Below are 19,388 nucleotides of genomic sequence, written 5' to 3'. Positions count from 1 at the left end.
AGGATACGTTCCACTGTGTAACGTAACTGTGGTGATCACGAAGAGCGTCACCTGGGGACTGCTGGCCGCGTGGGTCGCGCACGACCTGGAGGAGCTGGCGACGATGTCGTCGTGGAGCCGGGAGCACCCGGCGGTGCCCACGGTCGGCCGGGTCGAGTCGGCCGTCGCGATCGGCGCGGTCGGTCTGGTGATGGCGGCGGCAGCGGCGGACGGCGCGCGCACGGGCGGCCGGTCGCGGTTGTTCCAGGCCGCGCTGACCGGGTTCGGGCTGCACGCCGTCACGCACGTGGGGGCGAGCGCGGTGTTCCGGGGGTACGCGCCGGGGGTGCTGACCGCGCCGACGGTCGTGGCCCCGTACGCGCTGTGGGCGTGGCGGCGGCTGCGCCGGGAGGGCGTGTGGCGGGGCGGGAGCCGGGCGGCGCTGGCGGCGTTCCCGCTGGTCGTGGGCGGTGCGCACGTGCTGGCCAAGCGGGTGGCCCGAGGAGCGTGACCCCCCTCGGGCCCGCCGCGCTCACCGCGCCCGGCCGCGCAACTGCTCGGCCAGCGCCGCCATCTCGGCCGTGGCGGCGGGGGAGGGCGTGAGCCCGCGCTCGGCGATCCGGCTGAGCAGGAAGCGGCGCACCACGGCCGCGACCACTGCGGTGGGCAGCCGGTGCAGCACCCCGATCACGGAGGGGATCACGGGCACCGCCGTCGCGGCGAGGTTCCGCCGCATGGTGTGGACCAGCTCGCGCACCGCCGCGCGGTCGCCCGCGAGCGCCGCCGGTCCGCCCGCGGCGTCCACCGCCTGCCCGAGCGGCACCTCGACCGCGGCGTGCGTGGTCAGCCAGGCGTCCACCTGCGGTTCGGCCTTGGCGTCCATCCCGATCTCCCGGAACAGCCGCAGCGTTCGCTCCAGCCTGGGGGTGACGCGCCCGTCCGGCTCGCTGATCGGCACCGTGACCAGCCGGGTGATCCACGAGTCCGCCCGGTGGCGCAGCACCCCGTCGACCAGCCGCCCGCCTGCGGTCGGGAAGCCGAGCAGCAGTCGGTCGCGCCCGATCACCGCGCTCAGCGGTTCGGGTCCGGCGGCCCAGTTGGCCAGCACCAGGACGTCGCCGTCGACGTGGGTGAGCGATTCCAGGGCGGCGCGCACCTGGTGCGCGCGCACCAGCACGATGATCAGCTCGTACCCGTCCTCGGGCCGGTCGACCACCCGCACCGGCGCCGACCGGACGTCGTGCCGGTCCTCCTCGACCAGCCGCAGCCCGTGCGCGCGCAGCTCGGCGAGCCGGGCGCCTCGGGCGAGCAGCGAGACGTCGTGCCCGGCGTCGTGCAGCCGGGCGGCGAACAGGCTGCCGAGCGCGCCCGCGCCGTAGACCAGGAGTTTCATGGTGACCTTCTTCCACGGGGGTCAGTCAAACGGTCGTTTTAATGAAACGATCGTATGATACTGCGGTGGACGCACCGGACACCCGTACCCAACTGCTGGACGCGGCCGAGCGGCTGTTCGCCGAACGCGGCTTCGCGGGGGCCTCGATCCGCGCGATCACCGACCTGGCCGGGGCGAACCTGGCCGCCGTGAAGTACCACTTCGGCTCGAAGGCGGACCTGCTGACGGAGGTGGTCCGCAGGGTGGTGGAACCGATCATCGCCGCGCAGTCCGCAGCGCTGGACCGCTTGCTGGCCCGACCTGAGCCGCCGACCGTTGCGGAGCTGGTGGAGGGGTTCGCGGGGCCGCTGTTCGACGGGATGGGGGAGGGGAGCCGGTCGCGGCTGATCGTGGCGATCGTGTGCGACCCGGCGGAGGAGATGCGTCGCTGGGTCGGGCGGGAGGAGGGTGAGGTCGGGGCGCGCTACCTGGAGGCTTTCGCTCGGGCGCTGCCGGGGGTCTCGCGGGAGGAGCTGGTGTTCCGGTTGCGGGGGGTGCTGTCGGTGACGGCGGTGGACCGCGTCGGGGCGGTGGACGGGGGCGGCGGTGAGGCGCGGCGGTGGGTGATCACGTTCCTGGCGGCGGCGATGAGCGCGTCGGCGACTGGGGCTTGATAGGGGCGCTTGGCTGCCCCCGCGTGCGCGGGAAACCCGACCATCCCGCTCGGTGACTCGCTCTCGGACGGACCACCCCCGCGTACGCGGGGAAAACGCCAAGGCGCTGGGCGAGCTCGGCGTCGAGGCGGGACCACCCCCGCGTACGCGGGGAAACTTGGACAGTGATTCGCCGAGGCGGCGCACCATGGGACCACCCCCGCGTACACGGGGAAAACCTCAGCGCGGCGTTCGAGCAGGACAACAAGAAGGGACCACCCCCGCGTACGCGGGGAAAACAGCCGCACCCGCTCCTGCTGCTCCGCGGTCAGGGGACCACCCCCGCGTACGCGGGGAAAACCAGGTCATCAGCCTGCAAGGCGTCGCGAACGACGGACCACCCCCGCGTACGCGGGGAAAACCTGCCGGACCGGCCGATCTACTGGCCGGACCTCGGACCACCCCCGCGTGCGCGGGGAAAACACTTGTTGACCAGTGAGTTTACGTGCTCAAGGGGTCCTTTTGATTCGGTTCATCGCAGTTTCGGTTTCACTGGCCGGTGCTGCGATTGCGGCCTGGCAGGCCCAGTAGCGCTCATCATCGCCCACCCCTCGCTACCCCGTCCGCCGTCTTCCCGCCTCCACCCCTCCCCAAATGATCATCCCCAGGTTCACCCACCCGAGCGACGGGGTACCGCCTGTCCATGACCGTTTTGGGCGTTCACGCCTCCCACGAGCAGATCCACCCAACCGGACTGCTGGACGCCGTGCGCAAGGCCGAGGAAGTCGGCTTCGACGCCGCCATGTGCTCCGACCACTTCGCCCCCTGGAGCGCCCGCCAGGGCCAGTCCGCCCTCGCCTGGGCCTGGCTCGGCGCCGCGCTCCAGGCCACGAACCTCCCCATGGGCGTCGTCAACGCCCCCGGCCAGCGCTACCACCCGGCGATCATCGCCCAGGCCATCGCCACCCTCGGCGCCATGTACCCCGGCCGCTTCTGGACCGCCCTGGGCACCGGTGAGGCCGCCAACGAGCACATCACCGGCGACCCCTGGCCCCGCAAGGACCTCCGGTCCGCCCGGCTGCTGGAGTGCGTCGACGTGATCCGGGCCCTGCTGCGCGGCGAGGAGGTCAGCCACGACGGCCTGGTCACCGTCGACCGCGCGCGCCTGTGGACCCTCCCCGACGAGCCCCCCGCCCTGGTCGGCGCCGCCGTCAGCGTCGAGACCGCACGCTGGTGCGCCTCCTGGGCCGACGGCCTGATCACCGTCAACGCCCCCGCCGAGCACCTGCGCAAGATGGCCGACGCCTACCGCGACGCGGGCGGTCGCGGGCCGCTGCACCTGCAGGTCCACCTCTCCTGGGACCCCGACGAGGACACCGCGCGCGCCATCGCGCACGACCAGTGGCGCAGCAACGTCTTCCCGCCCCCGATCTGCTGGGACCTGGAGACCCCCGAGCACTTCGACGCCGTCTCCGAGCACGTCACCCCCGAGCAGATCGGCCGGGTCGTCAACGTCTCCTCCGACCTCGGCCGCCACACCGAGCTGCTGCGCAGCTACGTCGAGCTCGGCTTCGAGAAGGTCTTCCTGCACCACGTCGGCCAGGAGCAGGACCGCTTCCTGGACGCCTTCGGCGAGCGCGTCCTCCCGGAGGTGCGGGCGTGAGGCTCACCGACACCGCCGACCTGTGGTGGAAGAACGCCGTCGTCTACTGCCTGGACGTGGAGACCTTCCACGACGGCAACGGCGACGGGATCGGCGACTTCCGCGGCCTGATCCAGAAGATCGACCACCTGCACCGCCTCGGCGTCACCTGCCTGTGGCTGATGCCGTTCTACCCCACCGCGAACCGCGACGACGGCTACGACATCACCGACTACTACTCCGTCGACCCGCGCCTGGGCACCCTCGGCGAGTTCGCCGAGCTCGTCCGCACCGCCCGCGACCGGGGCATCCGGGTCATCGCCGACCTCGTGGTCAACCACACCTCCGACCGGCACCCCTGGTTCCAGGCCGCCCGCAGCGACCCGGACTCGCCCTACCGCGACTGGTACGTGTGGGCCGACGAGCGCCCGCCGAACGCCGACGACGGCGTGGTCTTCCCCGACAAGGAGACCTCGCTGTGGGACTACGACCGCAAGGCCAAGCAGTACTACCTGCACCGCTTCTACCGGCACCAGCCGGACCTGAACGTGGCCAACCCGGACGTGCGCGACGAGATCGCCCGCGTCATGGGCTTCTGGATGCAGCTGGGCCTGTCCGGCTTCCGGGTCGACGCGGTGCCGTTCCTGCTGGAGGCGCCGATCGAGGCGCTGCCTGACCCGCACGACTACCTGCAGGACCTGCGCGCGTTCATGTCCCGCCGCGACGGCGAGGCGGTCCTGCTGGGGGAGGTGAACGTGCCCTACAACGACGCGCTGCGCTACTTCGGCAGCTCGGAGGGCGTCGGTGACGAGCTGACGATGTGCTTCGACTTCGTCGGGATGCAGCAGATGTACCTCTCGCTCGCCCGCCGGGACGCCTCGCCGCTCACGCACGCGCTGCGCGAGCGCCCCCAACCGCCGCGCGACGCGCACTGGGCCACGGTGGTGCGCAACCACGACGAGCTGACCCTGGACAAGCTCACCGAGGCCGAGCGCCAGGAGGTGTTCGCCGCGTTCGGCCCCGACCCGGACATGCAGGTGTACGGGCGGGGGCTGCGTCGCAGGCTGCCCCCGATGCTGGACGGGGACGAGCGGCGGGTGCGGATGGTGTACAGCCTGCTGTTCTCGCTGCCCGGCACGCCGGTGCTGTTCTACGGCGAGGAGATCGGCCTCGGCGAGGACCTGTCCCGCGAGGGGCGGATGGCGGTGCGGGTGCCGATGGACTGGGAGGCGGTCAGCGAGCAGCGCCGGGACCCCGGATCGCTGCTGGCGTGGTTCCGGCTGCTGGTGGAGCGGTACCGGGAGTGCCCCGAGCTGGCGTGGGGCGCGCACCGGGTGGTGGACACCGGTGAGGCGGCGGTGCTGGTGCAGCACAGCGAGGTGGACGGGCACGTGGTGCTGACCGCGCACAACCTGGACGACCGGGAGGTGGAGTTCGAGGTGCCCGACCTGGAGCCGGGGCAGCGGCTGACGGACCTGCTGGTGGACGGGACGGTGCAGGCCGACGACGAGGGCGTGGTGCGGCTGACCCTGGAGCCGTACGGGTGCCGGTGGTTCCGCACGGACGTCGACCGGATGACGTGAGACCGTGGGTTCCGGACCGGGGCCGACGTGGTCCCGGCCCGGAACCCGGCGGCGGAGGAGCGCGCGTGAAGTACCTGCTGATCAAGCACTACCGGGGTGGTCCGGAGCCGGTGGAGGGCTGGACCACGATGGACCGGTGGACGGCCGAGGAGGTCGCCGCGCACGTCGCCCACATGAACGACCTCGCCGGGCGGCTGGCCGTCACGGGCGAGTTCGTCGGCTCCACGGCGCTGTCCGACGACGGGGTGTTCGTGCGCAGCGACGGTCCGGGCGCGCTCGCGCAGACCCCGATCCCCGACGCCCACGACCTGGTCGCGGGCTGGATGATGATCGACGTCGCCTCACACGAGCGCGCGCTGGAGATCGCGGGCGAGCTGTCGGCGGCCCCCGGCGCGAACGGCGAACCGATCCGCGAGTGGCTGGAGCTCCGGTCGCTGCACCCCGGCCAGCACTAGGCCCGACGACGGGTGGCCGCGCGCGGACGCGGCCACCCCTCCGCCTCACGTCAACCGGTACCCGTGCGCGGGCCGGTTCGCCACCCCGTACCGGGGCTGCACCTCCGCCTTCCCCACCGCCACCAGGTGCTCCAGATACCGCCGCGCGCTCACCCGCGACAACCCCGCCCGGTCGCCCACCTCCTGCGCCGACATGTTCCCCGCGACCGAGCCCCCCTCCGCCGCCCGCAGCGCCTCGGTCACCAGCCGCAGCGTCACCGCCGACAGCCCCTTGGGCAGCACGTTCGCCGGCCGGTGCTGCATCAGCTGGTCCACCTCGTCCTGGTCGAGCCAGTCGCCCAGCCGCTGGACCTCCACCCGCCGCGCCAGGTACTCGCGCATCCGGTCCAGGAACGCCGTGCGCGTGAACGGCTTCACCAGGTAGTGGTCCACCCCCTTGGACATCGCCTGCCGCACCGTCTCCCGCTCCCGCGCCGCCGTCACCGCGATCACGTCCACCGGCGGCCCGACGCGCGCCCGCAGCCTGGCCAGCACCTCCAAGCCGGACATGTCCGGCAGGTGGATGTCGAGCAGCACCAGGTCCGGCAGCAGCTCGTCCACCGCCCGCAGCGCCGCGTCGCCGTCGTGCGCCTCGCCCACCACCTCGAACTCGGGCAGCGACGCCAGGAACCCCCGGTGCACCGCGGCCACCGCGAAGTCGTCGTCCACGACCAGCGCCCGCACCACCGTCACCTGGACCCCGCTTCCGGCAGCCACACGTCGAACGACGCGCCGCCCAGCTCCGAAGAATCCGACACGTCGACCCGGCCACGCCGCCGGGTGACCACCCTGGACACCAACGCCAGTCCTATCCCTCGTCCGTGCGCCCCTCTCGGCGCCTTCGTGCTCACCCCGAGGGTGAAGATCTCCGCCCGCCGCTCCCGCGCGACGCCAGGCCCGTCGTCCTCGACCAGCACCCGCACCCCCGACCCGCCCGCGTCCACCAGGACCCGCACCTCGCCGCCGTTGCCGGAGGCGTCCACGGCGTTGTCGACCAGGTTCCCGAGCACGGTCAGCGCGTCGTCACCGGCCCGCGCCCGCACCCGCGACCCGGCGTCCAGCCGCAGCCGAACGCCCCGCTCGTGCGCGGTGCTCGACTTGGCCAGCAGCAGCGCCGCCAGCGCCGGGTCGGCCTCGGCCCCGCCGATGATGTCGGCCGTCACCGACCCCGCGCCACCGACCCGCTCGATGTAGCGCACCGCCTCGTCGCCGCGCTCCAGCTCCAGCAGCCCGCCGATCACGTGCAGGTGGTTGGAGAACTCGTGCGCCTGCGCCCGCAGCACCTCGGTGACCGCCCGGTGCCCGTCGATCTCGCGCAGCGCGTCGTGCAGCTCGGTCCGGTCGCGCAGCGTGAGCACCACGCCGACCGGGCGGCCGTGCGTGCGGGCGGTCATCCGGTTCGCCACCAGCACCCGCTCGCCCGCCAGCACCAGCCGGTCGGCCGCGTCGTCGCCGCGCGCCAGGTCCAGCAGGCCGCCGTGCTCCAGCACCTGCGCGGCGGGCCGACCGGTCGGGTCGTCGGTCAGCCCGAGCAGGCGCACCGCCTCGTCGTTGACCAGCGCCAACCGCTCGGTCGCGTCGATGGCGACCACGCCCTCGCGCACCCCGTGCAGCATCGCCTCGCGGGTCTCCAGCAGCTGCGCGATCTCGGCCGGTTCCAGCCGGAACGTGCGCTTGCGGACCATCCGCGTCACCAGCGCCGCCCCCAGCACCCCGACCAGCGCGGACGCGATCAGCCAGCCGATCAGCTCGCCCAGGTCCTCGGCGAGGTCGGCGGCCAGCTCCTCCTCCAGGATGCCCACCGACGCCATGCCGATGACCGTCCCGGCCGTGTTCCTGATCGGCACCTTCGCGCGCAGGGACGTGCCGAGCGTGCCCGTCTCGGTGCCCACGTACACCGTCCCGGACAGCGCCGAGCTGGGGTCGGTGGACACCGGCTCGCCGATGCGCGCCGGGTCGGGGTGGGCGTAGCGCACGCCCTGCCGGTCGGTCACCACCACGTACGTGACCTGCGAGGCCTTGCGCAGCAGCTCCGCGAGCGGCTGGATCGTCGCGGCCGGGTCCGGCGAGCCGAACGCCTCCAGCACCGACGGCAGCCGCGCCACGCTCTCGGCCACCGACAGCATCCGCTCCCGGTACGACTCGCGGATGCGGTCGCTCTGCAGCTTGGCCGCCATCAGCCCGGCCGCGCAGGTCGTGAGCAGCACGATGCCCACCTGCAGCACGAGCAGGGAGACACCCAGGGGGACCGAACGGCGGCGCATGTTCGGCATTCTGAACCAAAGAGTGTGATCGACGCCACGACCTAAACGAACAATACGGCCCTTACGACCAATGTCTTACCGACTCGCTCCCGTCCCCCTACGTTCCCCGGAACCGGAGCACCGTCGCTCCGGGGAGCACAGCGGAGGCGCGACATGTCGAGAAAGCACACCCGCATCGCCGCGGCGGTCATCGCCGCGGGCGTGGCGCTCGTGGGCTGCGGCGCGGGCGGCAGCGGTGGGGGCGGCAAGGCCGCCGGGGCCGTGAACCGCCTGGAGATCATGGCCCCCGCCGACCCCGGCGGCGGCTGGGACCAGACCGCCCGGTCCATGCAGGCCAGCATCACCGGCGCGGACCTGGTCAAGTCCGTGCAGGTCAGCAACGTGGGCGGCGCGGGCGGCACGGTCGGGCTCAAGAAGCTCGCCAACGAGAAGTCCGAGACGTTCCTGATGGTCACCGGCCTGGTCATGGTCGGCGCGGTCGAGACCAACGGCTCCGACGTGCGCATGGAGGACACCACCCCGATCGCCCGCCTCACCGCCGAGGACGAGGTCGTGGTCGTGCCCGCCGACTCGCCGTTCAAGACCGTGGCCGACCTGCTCGCCGCGGTGAAGGACAAGGGCACCGGCGTCCGCTTCACCGGCGGTTCGGCGGGCGGCACCGACCACATCCTCGCCGCCATGCTGATCAAGTCCGCCGGGCTCACCCCGGACAAGCTCAACTACGTCCCCTACTCCGGCGGCGGCGAGTCCCTGGCCGCGCTCCTGGGCAACCAGGTCGACGTCGGCATCTCCGGCGTCGGCGAGTACCGCGAGCAGGTCAAGGCGGGCAAGCTGCGCGCGCTGGCCACCTCCGGCTCCAAGGTCCACGAGGACCTCAACGCGCCCACGCTCGCCGAGCAGGGCGTCGAGCTGATCAACTGGCGCGGCGTCGTGGCGCCCAAGAACCTCGCGCCCGAGGCCAAGGACAAGCTGGTCAAGCTGGTCACCGACATGCGCGCCAGCCAGCAGTGGAAGGACGAGGTCGCCAAGAAGGGCTGGACCGACACGTTCCTGAGCGGCACCGAGTTCGAGGTCTTCCTCAAGGACGAGGTCAGCCGCGTGCAGCCCATCCTCGGCGAGCTCGGCCTGGTGAAGAAGTGATCTCCGCCCGCATCGAGGAGTACGTCTTCGGCGCCCTGGTCGCGGCGCTGGGCGTGTTCACCCTCGTCGACGCGACCACGATCGCCGCGCGCGGCGTCGCCGGCTCGGTCGGGCCCAGGGCGTTCCCCTACGCGGTGGGCGCGCTGCTCATCGCCACCGGGATCGCCGCGGTGGTCGCCACCGCGCGCGGCAAGCTCGGCGAGGCCGAGGACGGCGAGGACGTGGACACCGGGGTGCGCACCGACTGGCTGACCGTGGTCAAGCTGGTCGCCATCCTGGTGGCCCACCTGGTGCTGATCGAGTCGGCCGGGTGGCCGGTCGCGGCGGCGCTGCTGTTCGCCGGGGCGGCGTGGACGCTCGGCGCCACCTGGTGGAAGGCGCTGGCGCTGGCCGTGGTGCTGGCGCTGGTCGTGCAGGTCGTGTTCGCCTCCGGTCTGGGCCTGTCGCTGCCCGCCGGCATCCTGGAGGGGGTGCCACTCATCGATGGGTGACCTCGGACTGCTCCTGGAGGGCTTCGCGACCGCCGCGCAGCCCGCCTACCTGCTCTACGCCCTGCTCGGGGTCACCCTGGGCACGGCGGTGGGCGTGCTGCCGGGCATCGGCCCGGCCATGACGGTGGCGCTGCTGCTGCCGCTGACCTACACCCTGGACGCCACCGCCGCGCTGATCATCTTCGCGGGCATCTACTACGGCGGCATGTACGGCGGGTCGACCACGTCGATCCTGCTCAACACACCAGGCGAGTCCGCGTCGATCGTGACGGCGCTCGAAGGCAACCGGATGGCCAAGGCCGGGCGGGGCGCCGCCGCGCTGGCCACGGCGGCGATCGGCTCGTTCGTGGCGGGCACCATCGCCACCGTGCTGCTGACCCTGCTGGCGCCCACCGTCGCGGACTTCGCGGTGAAGCTGGGACCGGCGGACTACGTGGCGCTGATGGTGGTGGCGTTCACGACCGTGGCGGCGCTGCTCGGGTCCTCGCCGGTGCGCGGCCTGGCCTCGCTGGCGCTCGGGCTGTTCATCGGCCTGGTCGGCACGGACACGCTCACCGGTCAGACCCGGTTCACCCTCGGGGTGAGCACGCTGGCCGACGGGATCGACGTGGTCGTGGTGGCCGTCGGGCTGTTCGCGGTGGGCGAGGCGCTGTACGTGGCCTCGCGGCTGCGGCACGGGCCGATCGAGGTCGTGCCGGTCGGCGGGAAGTGGAACACGCGGGAGTTCTGGTCGCGGTCCTGGAAGCCGTGGCTGCGCGGCACCGCGATCGGCTTCCCGATCGGCACCATCCCGGCCGGTGGGGCGGACGTGTCGACGTTCCTGTCGTACGCGGCGGAGCGGAAGCTGTCGAAGCGGCCCGAGGAGTTCGGCAAGGGCGCGATCGAGGGCGTGGCCGGTCCGGAGGCGGCGAACAACGCGGCTGCGGCCGGTGTGCTGGTGCCGCTGCTGACCCTCGGCCTGCCGACGACCGCCACGGCGGCCGTGATGGTCGCGGCGTTCCAGAGCTACAACATCCAGCCGGGGCCGCTGCTGTTCACGAACAACTCGGCGATGGTGTGGACGCTGATCGCGTCGCTGTACATCGGCAACGTGATGCTGCTGGTGCTGAACCTGCCGCTGGTCAAGGTGTGGGTCAAGGTGCTGCGCATCCCCCGGCCGTACCTGTACGCGGGCATCCTGCTGTTCGCGGCGCTGGGCACGTACGCGGTGAACTTCGTGACCGACGACCTGATCGTGCTGCTGATCGTGGGCGTGATCGGGTTCTTCATGCGGCGGCACGGCTACCCGGTGGCGCCGATGGTGGTCGGGCTGATCCTCGGGCCGATGGCCGAGGAGCAGCTGCGGCGGACCCTGCAGATCAGCCAGGGCGACGCGACGGCGCTGGTGACCAGCCCGTTCGCGGCGGTGGCCTACGCGGTGCTGGCGGTCGTGCTGGTGACGGCGGTGGTGCTGCGGGTGCGCGCGAAGCGCGCGGTGGCCGGGTCGGCCGAGCCGGAGAAGGTGACGGCGGACTGAGCCGGTGCGGCGGCCGGGGGCGGTGGGGGCTTGCGGGTCGCCACCGCCCCCGGCGGCGTTTCCGGGCGCCGGACCCGCAGGTCAGGCGGGGGAGTGCGCGTCCAGCCGCCGCGGGGCGCGCTGCGGCGTGACGACGTGCCTGGCGATCCGCCAGCCGTCCCCGTGCCGCCGGACGTCGTCCGCCATGACGATGCTCTCGACCTTCCCGTCGGCCATCAGCAGGAGCCCCTTCGACAGCGCGGAGACCACGCCGTCCTGCTCCTCGCCGCCGATGACGACGTTGGTGAGGTGGTGCGCGACGGGCCCGTGCGCCGCGATCCGCCCGGCCGCCTCGCGGATCGCGTCGATCCCGGTGAAGGCGCCCATCCCGGCGGCGGTGAGGTCGTAGACGGCGTCCGGCGTGAAGACCTCCTCCAGCCGGTCCGGTCCTCCGCTGTCGGCGAGGTGCCCCAGCAGCGACAGGGTCTCGGTGATCTCCAGGCGGTCCTCGGTCGTCAGCGCCATCTTCCGGTCCTCTTCCCGTTCGCGGGGCGCCGCCCCCAGGTGATGTCATGGCGTGACATCACCGTAGCACTGATGTCGCGGCGTGACATCAAGGTGGGTGATGTCACGCCGCGACGCACCCCGCTGGAACCGGCCCCGGCGCCCGGTTACCTTGGGCGCCATGCCTCGGTGGGAGCACGGCAGCAGGGACCGGTTGAAGCAGGCCGCCGTGGAGCTGTTCGAGGAGCGGGGCTTCGAGGGGGCCAGCGCCGTCCAGATCGCCGAACGGGCCCGCGTCACCACCCGCACCTTCTTCCGGTACTTCCCCGACAAGGCGGAGGTGCTGTTCGCCGACTCGGACGCGCTCCACGCGGCGCTCGTCCAGGCCCTGCGCGAGACGCCCGACGTCACCGAGCCGCTCCACGCCGTGGTCCGGACCCTGGCCGACTACGACTGGGAAGCCCTGGGCCCCCGGAAGACCCAGCACCTGCGCGACGCGCTGATCTCGGCCAACCCCGGCCTGCTGGAGCGGGAGCTGAGCAAGGAGCGGTCGCTGGCCGACGCCCTCGCCGACGTGCTCCGCCTGCGGGGAACCGCCCCCGACACCGCCGAACTCGCCGCCCACGTCGGCGCCCAGGTCTTCCGCACCGCCTACCGCCGCTGGCTGCGCGCCGCCGACCCCGCCGACCTGGCCACGTTCACCGGGGCCGCGCTGTCCCAGCTCGCCGCGATCGCGCGGTAGCGGGGGAGGGTCGCGGAAGCCGGTGGGCAGTCGGTGACCGGAGCCGGTCAGTCCGGTTGGAAGAACGCCAGCATCCGCCGCGCCGCGTCCGGGGCCGCCATCGCCTCCTGCAGCTGCGCGGACTGCCGGGCAGCCGCTGCGGACCGCTCGAACATCCCGCGCTCGTACTCCGCCACCGCCGCCCCGAGGTCGCCGGGGTGCGCCGCCACCGCCCGGCCGAGTGCCGCGCCGTCCAGCAGGGCCAGGTTCGCGCCCTCGCCCGCAGGCGGCATCAGGTGGGCCGCGTCGCCGAGCAGGGTCGCGTCCGGGCGCGACGGCCAGGTCAGGCCCACCGGCAGGGCGGTGATCGCGCGGGGGACGACCACGTCGTCGCAGGCCTCGATCAGCGCCGTCGACCTCGGGTCCCAGCCCGCGAACAGCTCCAGCAGGCGCGCCTTCGCCGCCTCCGGGTCGTGGAACGGGACGCCGCAGGCCGTGATCCAGTCCGCCTCGGTCCGGTAGAAGCTCAGGTAGAGGCGCACCCGGCCGTCGCCGTTGCGCTGCGCCCCGAGCGACTGCCCGTCGCCCAGCACCCAGTAGTTGCCCCGGCCCACCAGCTCCGCCAGCTCCGGGTGGGTCCGGTCGGCGTCGGGGATGCCCAGCTCCACGATGTGCTGACCGGTGTGCGCGGGCCGCGCGGGGGTGAGCAGCGGGCGCACCCGCGAGTTCGCGCCGTCCGCGCCCACCAGCAGGTCGTAGCGCGCGCTGCCGCCGCCCTCCAGGCGCAGCACGCCGTCCGCCGCCGACTCGAACGCCCGGCCCCAGCGCACGACGCCCTCCGGCAGCGAGTCGAGCAGCAGGTCGCGCAGGTCCGCGCGGTCGACCTCGGGGCGGGCCAGCGGGGCGTCCGGTGGGGTGTCCTCCTGAAGCAGCAGGGTTCCGTCCGCGTCCAGCAGCCGCATGTCCTGGCCCTCGCCGCGCGCGATCGCGTGGAAGCCGTCGATCAGGCCCGCCTCGCGCAGCGCGGCCTGCCCGGAGTGGATGTCGAGCATCCCGCCCTGGCCGCGCGCCCCGCGTGACGGCTCGCGCTCGTAGACGACGGCGTCCACTCCGCGCACGTGCAGCACGCGGGCGAGCGCCAGCCCGCCCAGCCCGGCTCCGACGATGGCGACAGCGGTGGTCATTTGTTGCCTCCCGGTCAGTTCTACCGGTCGGCGCCCGTCCCGGCACCCCTGACGAAAGTCGGGGGCGCCGCCTGACCTTCCGGTCCTGCGCCACCGGTCCCGCTGTTCGTAGCGTCGCCGTCGACCCCCGAACGACCACCGAGAGCGGGACAATGACCGCAAGCGCCACGGCCGCGTTCGTCGCGGCACTGCTCCTGACCGCCGCACCACCGGCCACCGCCGCGACCGAACCGGACCTCGCCGCCGTCGAGCGGTTCGTCGCCGAGCAGGCCGACGCCGCCGCCTACCCCGGTGTCGCCGTCGCCATCACGCGTGGGGACCGGGTCGTGCGGACCTTCGGACGCGGGACCACGTCCGCAGGGGCGGAAGTCACCGCCAGGACCCGGATGCCCATCGCGTCGGTGAGCAAGTCGTTCACCGCGCTCGCCGCCGTCCAGCTCGCCGAGCGCGGCGAGCTGGACCTGGACGCGCCGATCACCCGCCACGTCCCCGAGTTCCACCTCGCCGACCCGCGCGGGGCCGCGATCACCACCCGGCACCTGCTCGGGCAGACCTCCGGCATCACCGACCGGACCCTGCCCGAGAAGAGCCTGCCGCAACCGGACTCGCTGGACGCGGTGGTGGCGCGGGTCAACCCGACGTCGCTGGCCTCCGACCCCGGCGCCCGCTACCACTACACCAACACCAACTTCCACCTCGCCGCGCTCGTCGTGCAGCGCGTCACCGGCGAGCAGTTCGCGAACTACTTGCGCGACAACGTCTTCGCCCCTCTCGACATGCGGGACACCACGGCGATCACCACCACCGACGAGCTGCCCGACGACGTCGCGGACGGGCACCTCTTCGCCTACGGCGCCTCGATCCCCACCACCGAGCCGAGCCGGTTCGTCGCGGGCTCGGACGGGATCGTCAGCACGGCCGAGGACATGGGCAAGTGGCTCGCCGCCCAGTCCGGTGCCGCGCGGTCCGGTCCCGCGCAGTCCGGCGCCGCGCGGCTGGCCGTCCCGGAAACCCTTGCCGCCATGCGGGTTCCGGCCTTCCCCGGCAGCACCTACGGCCTCGGCTGGCAGACCGGCGAGGGCGAGGCCCGGCACAGCGGCATCTGGTTCACGCACTGCGCCGGTCAGCTCCTGCTGGACTCCGGCCACGGGGTCGTCGTCCTCGCGAACTCCGGTGTGGCGCTGGGGAACGAGGGCACCGGCGCGCTGGAGGACGGCATCGCCGCGATCCTGGAGGGCCGGGACGCGCAACCGTCGTCACCCCGCTCCCTTGTGGAACTGGCCCTGGGCGCGTTGACGGTGCTCAGCCTCGTCCTCGGGGCCCTCGCCCTGCGCAGGCCGTGGCGTCCCCGCACGACCTGGCAGGTGGTGGCCCGACTGGCCCCACGACTGGTCCCGGCGGCCTTCCTGCTGCTCGCGCCCACCCTCCTCGGGCTGCTGGTCGGCGGCGGGCGGGACATCACCGCGTTCCAGCTCGCGCTCTACTCGCCCGCCCTGGTGCTCTGGCTCGCGCTCTCGGCCGCCCTGAACCTCGCGGTCCTGATCACCCGCCTGGTCCGCCTCACCCGCCCGGTGACGGGGTAGCGTCCGTGGACGTGCCGATCCGCCGACCGCTCGTCCCCCTGGCGCTGTGCTCGGCCACGGCCCAGGCGACCGCGCTGGCGATGGGCGACGGCGTCCCGCCGTGGACCGGCGTGGTGCTGGTCGTGACAGCGGTGTGCGCGTTCGTCGTCGGGCGGCGGGAGAGCGGCGGGCGGCCCGCGTGGGCGGTGCTGCTGGTGTCGCTGCCGCCGACCGTCCCGCTGGGGCTCGCCGCGCCGCACGCCCTGGCCACCGCGCCGCTGCTCGCGCTGCTGGCCGTGCTGCTGCCGTGGCTGGTCGGGCGGTCCGCGCGGCAGCAGGCGGAGCTGGCCGTGGCCGCCGCCGAGCGCGTCCACCTGCGCGAGCGGGCCCGGATAGCGCACGACGCGCACGACCTGCTCGGGCACGAGCTGAGCCTGCTGGCGCTGCGCGCGGGCGCCCTCGAACTCGCCGCCGACCTGCCCGAGCGGCACCGGGAAGCGGTGGGGGAGCTGCGCGCGGGCGCGGGCGCGGCCACCGAGCGCCTCGCCGGGCTGGTCGCCCTGCTGCGCGACGGCGAACCACCACCCCTGCGCCCGCAGGACGATGACCTGGCCGACCTGGCCCACCGCGCCTCGGCCGCGGGCCTCCCGGTCACCCTGACCTGGCACGGCCCGAGCCCGCTCCCGCCCGCCGTCGCCACCACCGCGCACCGGGTGGTCAGGGAGGCGCTGACCAACGCCGCCAAGCACGCCCCCGGCGCGCCCGTGCGGATCACCGTCACCGCCGCCGAGGACGTCGTGGTGACCGTCGCCAACCCGGTCACCACCCGCCGCCGCGCACCCGGCTCGGGCACCGGGCTGGCCGCGCTCGCCGAGCGGGTCCGGTCGGCCGGTGGCGCGCTCGACGTGTCGACCTCGGGCGGCGCGTTCCAGCTCACCGCCACGCTGCCCGGTCGGGAGGCGCGGTGATCAGGGTGCTGCTGGCCGACGACGAGCCGCTGATCCGCGCGGGCGTGCGGGCCGTCCTCGCCACCGACCCCGCGATCACCGTGGTCGCCGAGGCCGACGACGGGCGCGCGGCGGTCCGGCTCGCCCTGGAGCACCGGCCCGACGTCGCCCTGCTCGACATCCGGATGCCCCGGCTCGACGGGCTGGCCGCCGCCGAGGAACTGGCGCGCAGCGCGCCGGGGGTGGCGGTGGCCGTGCTGACCACGTTCGGCGACGACGCCTACGTGGCGCGGGCGCTGGACGGCGGCGCGAAGGGGTTCCTGCTCAAGTCCGGCGACCCGCGCGAGCTGCTGGCCGGGGTGCACGCGGTGGCGGGCGGCGGCGCGTACCTGGCGCCCCGCGTCGCGGCGCGCGTCCTGGCGGCGCTGGACACCCGGCCGCTCGGCCGGGCCGCCGAGGCCCGCGCCCGCGCCGACCTGCTGACCCCGCGCGAGCGGGACGTGCTGGCGCTGGTGGGCGCGGGGCTGAGCAACGCCCGGATCGCGCGCGAGCTGAACCTGGTGGAGGGCACGGTCAAGGGGCACGTGAGCACCATCCTGACCCGCCTCGACCTGGCGAACCGGGTCCAGGCTGCCGTACTCGCGCACGACGCCGGACTGGTCGAGCGCTAGCCCGCAGAGGACAGTCCACTGTGTACTGTCCTCTGCGGACCGCTACCGCGCCCCCGACGCCGCCTCGTCCAGGAACCCGCCAGACTGGTGCCGCCACAGCCGCGCGTACGCGCCGTCCGCGTCCAGCAGCTCGGCGTGCGTGCCCTGCTCCACCACCGCGCCCCGGTCCAGCACCACCAGCCGGTCCATCCGCACCACCGTGCTCAGCCGGTGCGCCACCACCAGCGCCGTCCGCCCCTCCAGCAGCCGCCACAGCGCCCGCTGCACCAGCGCCTCGCTCTCCGAGTCCAGCGCGCTGGTCGCCTCGTCCAGCAGCAGGATCGGCGCGTCGCGCAGGATCGCGCGGGCCAGCGCCACCCGCTGCCGCTGCCCGCCGGACAGCTTCACGCCGCGCTCGCCCACCACCGTGTCGAACCCCTCCGGCAGCTCCCGCGCGAACTCGGTCACGTGCGCGGCGCGGGCCGCCCGCTGGATCTCCGCCTCGCTCGCGCCGGGCCGGGCGAACGCGATGTTCTCCCGCAGCGTCCGGTGCAGCATCGACGGGTCCTGCGGCACGTACGCGATCAGCCCCCGCAGCTCCGCCTGCCGCACCCGCGAGATGTCCTGCCCGCCGATCCGCACGCTGCCGCCGTCCACGTCGCTCAACCGCAGCAGCAACCGGGTCAGCGTGGTCTTGCCGCCCCCGGAGCGCCCGACCAGCCCGATCCGGGTGCCCGCCGGGACGTCCAGGTCCAGCCCGGTGAACAGCGGCGGCCCGCCGGGGTGCGCGAACGCCACCCGGTCGAACCGCACGCCGGAGTCGTCGGCGCGCACCGGTTCCGGCTCGGCGGCGTCCACCACGGTCGGTTCGTCCAGCAGCAGCTCGGTGAACTGCGCGGCCTCGGTGAGCGAGCCCTCCAACCGCCGGTAGACGTGGTTGAACTCGAACATGATCCGGGTGGCGTTGCCGTAGTAGGTGAACGTCACCAGCAGCGCCTCCAGGCCCAGCCCGCCGCTCGCCCACACCGCCACCACGAGGCCGAGGACGTTGGTGAGCACGGACATCGGCGCCACCAGCACGTCCACCCGCAGGTTCCCGTAGTCCCACGAGCGCAGCGCCAGCGCCCGGCTCTCGGCGGCCCGCCGCCGGTGCTCCGCGCCCTCCCGCTCCTCGGCGGCGAACGCGCGCACCGCCTCCACGTTCGACAGCACGTCCGCGACGTGCCCGGACACCCGCGCGTAGGCGGCCTCGCGCGCGTCCACCAGCCGCTGGCGGCGGCGCACCAGCGGGGCCACGGCCACACCGGTCACCGTGATCAGGCCGAGCAGCACCACCACCAGCGCCGGGTGGTAGCCCCACAGCACCACGCACGCGAAGCCCAGCGGCACGACCTTGGCGACCACGCTGAACACCAGCGCGTCGGTGAACTCCTCGAAGCGGCCCGCGAAGCCGAGCACCCGCTTGGTCAGCGACCCGGCGAAGTTGGTGTGGAAGAACGCCGCGTCCTTGGCGAGCAGCGCGTCGAAGCCGAACACCGACAGGTGCTCGATGCCCCGGCCGTCGACCCGGTTCAGGCAGTGCAACCCGATGCGCCACAGCAGTTCGGCGAACAGCAGCACGCCGCCGAACGCCAGCAGGAGCGGCGCCGCCTCGGCGACGCCCGCGCCCTCCACGACCCGGCTCGCGAGCGCGGCGACCGCCAGCGGCGCCACGTACAGCATGCAGGTGTTGCCCAGCGCGGGCAGCAGCATCCCGCCCGCGGTGAGCGGGCCGTGGCGGCGCAGCTCCCGCAGGTACAGGCGCAGCGCGAGCAGCACCGCCCTGCCTCGGGCGGTGGACCGCTCTCCGGCGCTCTGCTCCGGTGGTGACCCCACGGATCGCCTCCTCCAGGGTTGCTCCCGGCGCTCGATGCTGCACCGGCCGGGCGGGGCGTGGCGATCGAATAACACTTCTGCCCCAACCGGTTCCCCCGTCCGCCGAGCGCGGGCGCACCCGCTGTGGCGCCCCGGCCGCCTGGCGCGGCGGCGGTGGACCTGGAAGTCTTCGCGGGGTGAGCGAGGAGCAGCACGGGGTCGCGGACTTCCTGCGCGGGCGGTGGCGGGTGCGGCGGCGCGTCGTGGACCACCGGGCCGGGCAGGAGGGCGCCTTCACCGGGTGGGCGGTGTTCGAGGACGACCCGGAGTCCGGCCAGCTCGCCTACCACGAGGAGGGCGAGGTCGAGCTGGGCGGCGTGCGGCGGCCCGCCACGCGGTCGCTGCGCTACGCCGAGCGGGGCGCGGACGTGCTGGACGTGACGTTCGCGGACGGCCGCGAGTTCTACCGGCTGCGCCTGGGGGAGGGCGGCTGGAACGCCGACCACTGGTGCAGCCCGGACACCTACCTCGTGGCCGGGCGGATCACCGGCCCGGACAGCTACACCGAGCGCTGGCGCGCCACCGGCCCGGCCAAGGACTACGAGCTGCTCACCGACTACGAGCGCGACGGCGGGCCCGAGCGTCCTTGACCGGGCGCGGGGTCAGTCCAGCGCCACCACCCCGGCCGGGCAGCGGTGCACCGCGTCGCGCACCTGCGGCAGCAGCTCGTCCGGCGGGTCGGGGCGCAGCACCACGCCGACACCGTCGTCGTCCTGGTCGAACACCTCCGGCGAGGTGAGCACGCACTGCCCCGACCCGATGCACCCGTCCCGCTCGATCCGCACGGTCACCG

General features: G+C 73.9%; 20 protein-coding genes and 1 CRISPR repeat array. Of the genes, 13 read left to right on the top strand and 7 right to left on the bottom strand.

The annotated features are described in order from the left end of the window. Window positions 1-31 precede the first annotated feature (31 nt). Window positions 32-490 carry an HXXEE domain-containing protein gene (locus LV78_RS22210; protein ID WP_253847521.1) on the top strand — a complete coding sequence of 153 codons (459 nt, stop codon included), beginning with the start codon at window positions 32-34 and terminating at the stop codon, window positions 488-490. A gap of 21 nt (window positions 491-511) precedes the next feature. Here LV78_RS22210 and LV78_RS22205 read toward each other — a convergent pair whose 3' ends face one another. Further along, a complete protein-coding gene (locus LV78_RS22205) occupies window positions 512-1,372 on the bottom strand; it encodes a ketopantoate reductase family protein (RefSeq protein ID WP_253847520.1) in 861 nt (286 codons plus the stop codon). Window positions 1,373-1,437: 65 nt separating this feature from the next. Here LV78_RS22205 and LV78_RS22200 point away from each other — a divergent pair, with 65 nt between their 5' ends. The 4 genes from LV78_RS22200 (at window position 1,438) to LV78_RS22185 (ending at window position 5,684) form a co-directional block, all read left to right on the top strand. Next, window positions 1,438-2,025 carry a TetR/AcrR family transcriptional regulator gene (locus tag LV78_RS22200; protein WP_253847519.1) on the top strand — a complete coding sequence of 196 codons (588 nt, stop codon included), beginning with the start codon at window positions 1,438-1,440 and terminating at the stop codon, window positions 2,023-2,025. Window positions 2,026-2,094: 69 nt separating this feature from the next. Then, window positions 2,095-2,485: direct repeats of the CRISPR family, unit length 26 nt; unit sequence GGACCACCCCCGCGTACGCGGGGAAA. A 222-nt stretch (window positions 2,486-2,707) separates the two neighbouring features. Then, window positions 2,708-3,667, top strand: coding sequence for a TIGR03885 family FMN-dependent LLM class oxidoreductase (locus LV78_RS22195; RefSeq protein WP_253847518.1), 960 nt, complete (start codon window positions 2,708-2,710; stop codon window positions 3,665-3,667). Next, window positions 3,664-5,229 (top strand): alpha-amylase family protein, encoded by a 1,566-nt coding sequence (locus tag LV78_RS22190; RefSeq protein ID WP_253847517.1) that lies wholly within the window; start codon window positions 3,664-3,666, stop codon window positions 5,227-5,229. The genes LV78_RS22195 and LV78_RS22190 overlap by 4 nt, the downstream gene beginning before the upstream one ends. Before the next feature lie 65 nt (window positions 5,230-5,294). Continuing rightward, complete coding sequence (locus LV78_RS22185) at window positions 5,295-5,684, top strand: YciI family protein (protein WP_253847516.1); 390 nt, start codon at window positions 5,295-5,297, stop codon at window positions 5,682-5,684. Between the two features lie 45 nt (window positions 5,685-5,729). Here LV78_RS22185 and LV78_RS22180 read toward each other — a convergent pair whose 3' ends face one another. Continuing rightward, window positions 5,730-6,416, bottom strand: coding sequence for a response regulator (locus tag LV78_RS22180; protein WP_372494980.1), 687 nt, complete (start codon window positions 6,414-6,416; stop codon window positions 5,730-5,732). Beyond that, a complete protein-coding gene (locus tag LV78_RS22175) occupies window positions 6,413-7,987 on the bottom strand; it encodes an ATP-binding protein (protein ID WP_253847515.1) in 1,575 nt (524 codons plus the stop codon). The genes LV78_RS22180 and LV78_RS22175 overlap by 4 nt, the downstream gene beginning before the upstream one ends. Before the next feature lie 153 nt (window positions 7,988-8,140). Between LV78_RS22175 and LV78_RS22170 the strand changes: the two genes are divergently transcribed. Genes LV78_RS22170 through LV78_RS22160 form a run of 3 tightly spaced genes read left to right on the top strand, consistent with a single transcriptional unit; the run spans window position 8,141 to window position 11,134 of the window. Then, window positions 8,141-9,127 (top strand): Bug family tripartite tricarboxylate transporter substrate binding protein, encoded by a 987-nt coding sequence (locus LV78_RS22170; RefSeq protein ID WP_253847514.1) that lies wholly within the window; start codon window positions 8,141-8,143, stop codon window positions 9,125-9,127. Next, on the top strand, window positions 9,124-9,618 hold the full coding sequence (locus tag LV78_RS22165) for a tripartite tricarboxylate transporter TctB family protein (protein WP_253847513.1): 495 nt from the start codon (window positions 9,124-9,126) through the stop codon (window positions 9,616-9,618). Before LV78_RS22170 ends, LV78_RS22165 begins: the two co-directional genes overlap by 4 nt. Continuing rightward, a complete protein-coding gene (locus LV78_RS22160) occupies window positions 9,611-11,134 on the top strand; it encodes a tripartite tricarboxylate transporter permease (protein WP_253847512.1) in 1,524 nt (507 codons plus the stop codon). Before LV78_RS22165 ends, LV78_RS22160 begins: the two co-directional genes overlap by 8 nt. 81 nt (window positions 11,135-11,215) lie before the next feature. Here the strand turns inward: LV78_RS22160 and LV78_RS22155 are convergent, their stop codons facing one another. After that, entirely contained in the window at window positions 11,216-11,638 is a 423-nt protein-coding gene (locus LV78_RS22155; protein WP_253847511.1) for a nuclear transport factor 2 family protein, read from the bottom strand. A gap of 160 nt (window positions 11,639-11,798) precedes the next feature. Here LV78_RS22155 and LV78_RS22150 point away from each other — a divergent pair, with 160 nt between their 5' ends. After that, complete coding sequence (locus LV78_RS22150; protein WP_253847510.1) at window positions 11,799-12,359, top strand: TetR family transcriptional regulator; 561 nt, start codon at window positions 11,799-11,801, stop codon at window positions 12,357-12,359. A gap of 47 nt (window positions 12,360-12,406) precedes the next feature. Here LV78_RS22150 and LV78_RS22145 read toward each other — a convergent pair whose 3' ends face one another. Next, a complete protein-coding gene (locus LV78_RS22145; RefSeq protein ID WP_253847509.1) occupies window positions 12,407-13,522 on the bottom strand; it encodes an FAD-dependent oxidoreductase in 1,116 nt (371 codons plus the stop codon). Between the two features lie 152 nt (window positions 13,523-13,674). On the opposite strand from LV78_RS22145, the gene LV78_RS22140 reads away from it, so the two are divergent. The 3 genes from LV78_RS22140 to LV78_RS22130 are packed head-to-tail and all read left to right on the top strand — an operon-like array spanning window position 13,675 to window position 16,702. Beyond that, complete coding sequence (locus tag LV78_RS22140) at window positions 13,675-15,105, top strand: serine hydrolase domain-containing protein (RefSeq protein ID WP_253847508.1); 1,431 nt, start codon at window positions 13,675-13,677, stop codon at window positions 15,103-15,105. A gap of 11 nt (window positions 15,106-15,116) precedes the next feature. Next, on the top strand, window positions 15,117-16,052 hold the full coding sequence (locus LV78_RS22135; protein WP_253847507.1) for a sensor histidine kinase: 936 nt from the start codon (window positions 15,117-15,119) through the stop codon (window positions 16,050-16,052). Further along, window positions 16,049-16,702: a response regulator gene (locus LV78_RS22130; protein WP_253847506.1), complete on the top strand. Its 654-nt coding sequence runs from the start codon at window positions 16,049-16,051 to the stop codon at window positions 16,700-16,702. Before LV78_RS22135 ends, LV78_RS22130 begins: the two co-directional genes overlap by 4 nt. Window positions 16,703-16,744: 42 nt before the next feature. On the opposite strand, the gene LV78_RS22125 is transcribed toward LV78_RS22130, so the two are convergent. Then, a complete protein-coding gene (locus LV78_RS22125; RefSeq protein WP_253847505.1) occupies window positions 16,745-18,556 on the bottom strand; it encodes an ABC transporter ATP-binding protein in 1,812 nt (603 codons plus the stop codon). Between the two features lie 176 nt (window positions 18,557-18,732). Here LV78_RS22125 and LV78_RS22120 point away from each other — a divergent pair, with 176 nt between their 5' ends. Next, window positions 18,733-19,185 carry a DUF6314 family protein gene (locus LV78_RS22120; RefSeq protein WP_253847504.1) on the top strand — a complete coding sequence of 151 codons (453 nt, stop codon included), beginning with the start codon at window positions 18,733-18,735 and terminating at the stop codon, window positions 19,183-19,185. 12 nt (window positions 19,186-19,197) lie between these two features. Here the strand turns inward: LV78_RS22120 and LV78_RS22115 are convergent, their stop codons facing one another. After that, a complete protein-coding gene (locus tag LV78_RS22115) occupies window positions 19,198-19,386 on the bottom strand; it encodes a ferredoxin (protein WP_253847503.1) in 189 nt (62 codons plus the stop codon). Window positions 19,387-19,388: the final 2 nt, after the last annotated feature.

The sequence above is a fragment of the Actinosynnema pretiosum genome (genome assembly GCF_024171695.1).
In the GTDB taxonomy this organism is placed as follows: domain Bacteria; phylum Actinomycetota; class Actinomycetes; order Mycobacteriales; family Pseudonocardiaceae; genus Actinosynnema; species Actinosynnema pretiosum.
This window is presented reverse-complemented; position numbering and strand designations above follow the sequence as displayed.

Coding starts and splice junctions, on each gene's coding strand:
- LV78_RS22170 (WP_253847514.1), top strand. CDS start 8,141: ATGTCGAGAAAGCACACCCGCATCGCCGCGGCGGTCATCGCCGCGGGC.
- LV78_RS22175 (WP_253847515.1), bottom strand. CDS start 7,987: ATGCGCCGCCGTTCGGTCCCCCTGGGTGTCTCCCTGCTCGTGCTGCAG.
- LV78_RS22150 (WP_253847510.1), top strand. CDS start 11,799: ATGCCTCGGTGGGAGCACGGCAGCAGGGACCGGTTGAAGCAGGCCGCC.
- LV78_RS22145 (WP_253847509.1), bottom strand. CDS start 13,522: ATGACCACCGCTGTCGCCATCGTCGGAGCCGGGCTGGGCGGGCTGGCG.
- LV78_RS22155 (WP_253847511.1), bottom strand. CDS start 11,638: ATGGCGCTGACGACCGAGGACCGCCTGGAGATCACCGAGACCCTGTCG.
- LV78_RS22205 (WP_253847520.1), bottom strand. CDS start 1,372: ATGAAACTCCTGGTCTACGGCGCGGGCGCGCTCGGCAGCCTGTTCGCC.
- LV78_RS22160 (WP_253847512.1), top strand. CDS start 9,611: ATGGGTGACCTCGGACTGCTCCTGGAGGGCTTCGCGACCGCCGCGCAG.
- LV78_RS22140 (WP_253847508.1), top strand. CDS start 13,675: ATGACCGCAAGCGCCACGGCCGCGTTCGTCGCGGCACTGCTCCTGACC.
- LV78_RS22195 (WP_253847518.1), top strand. CDS start 2,708: ATGACCGTTTTGGGCGTTCACGCCTCCCACGAGCAGATCCACCCAACC.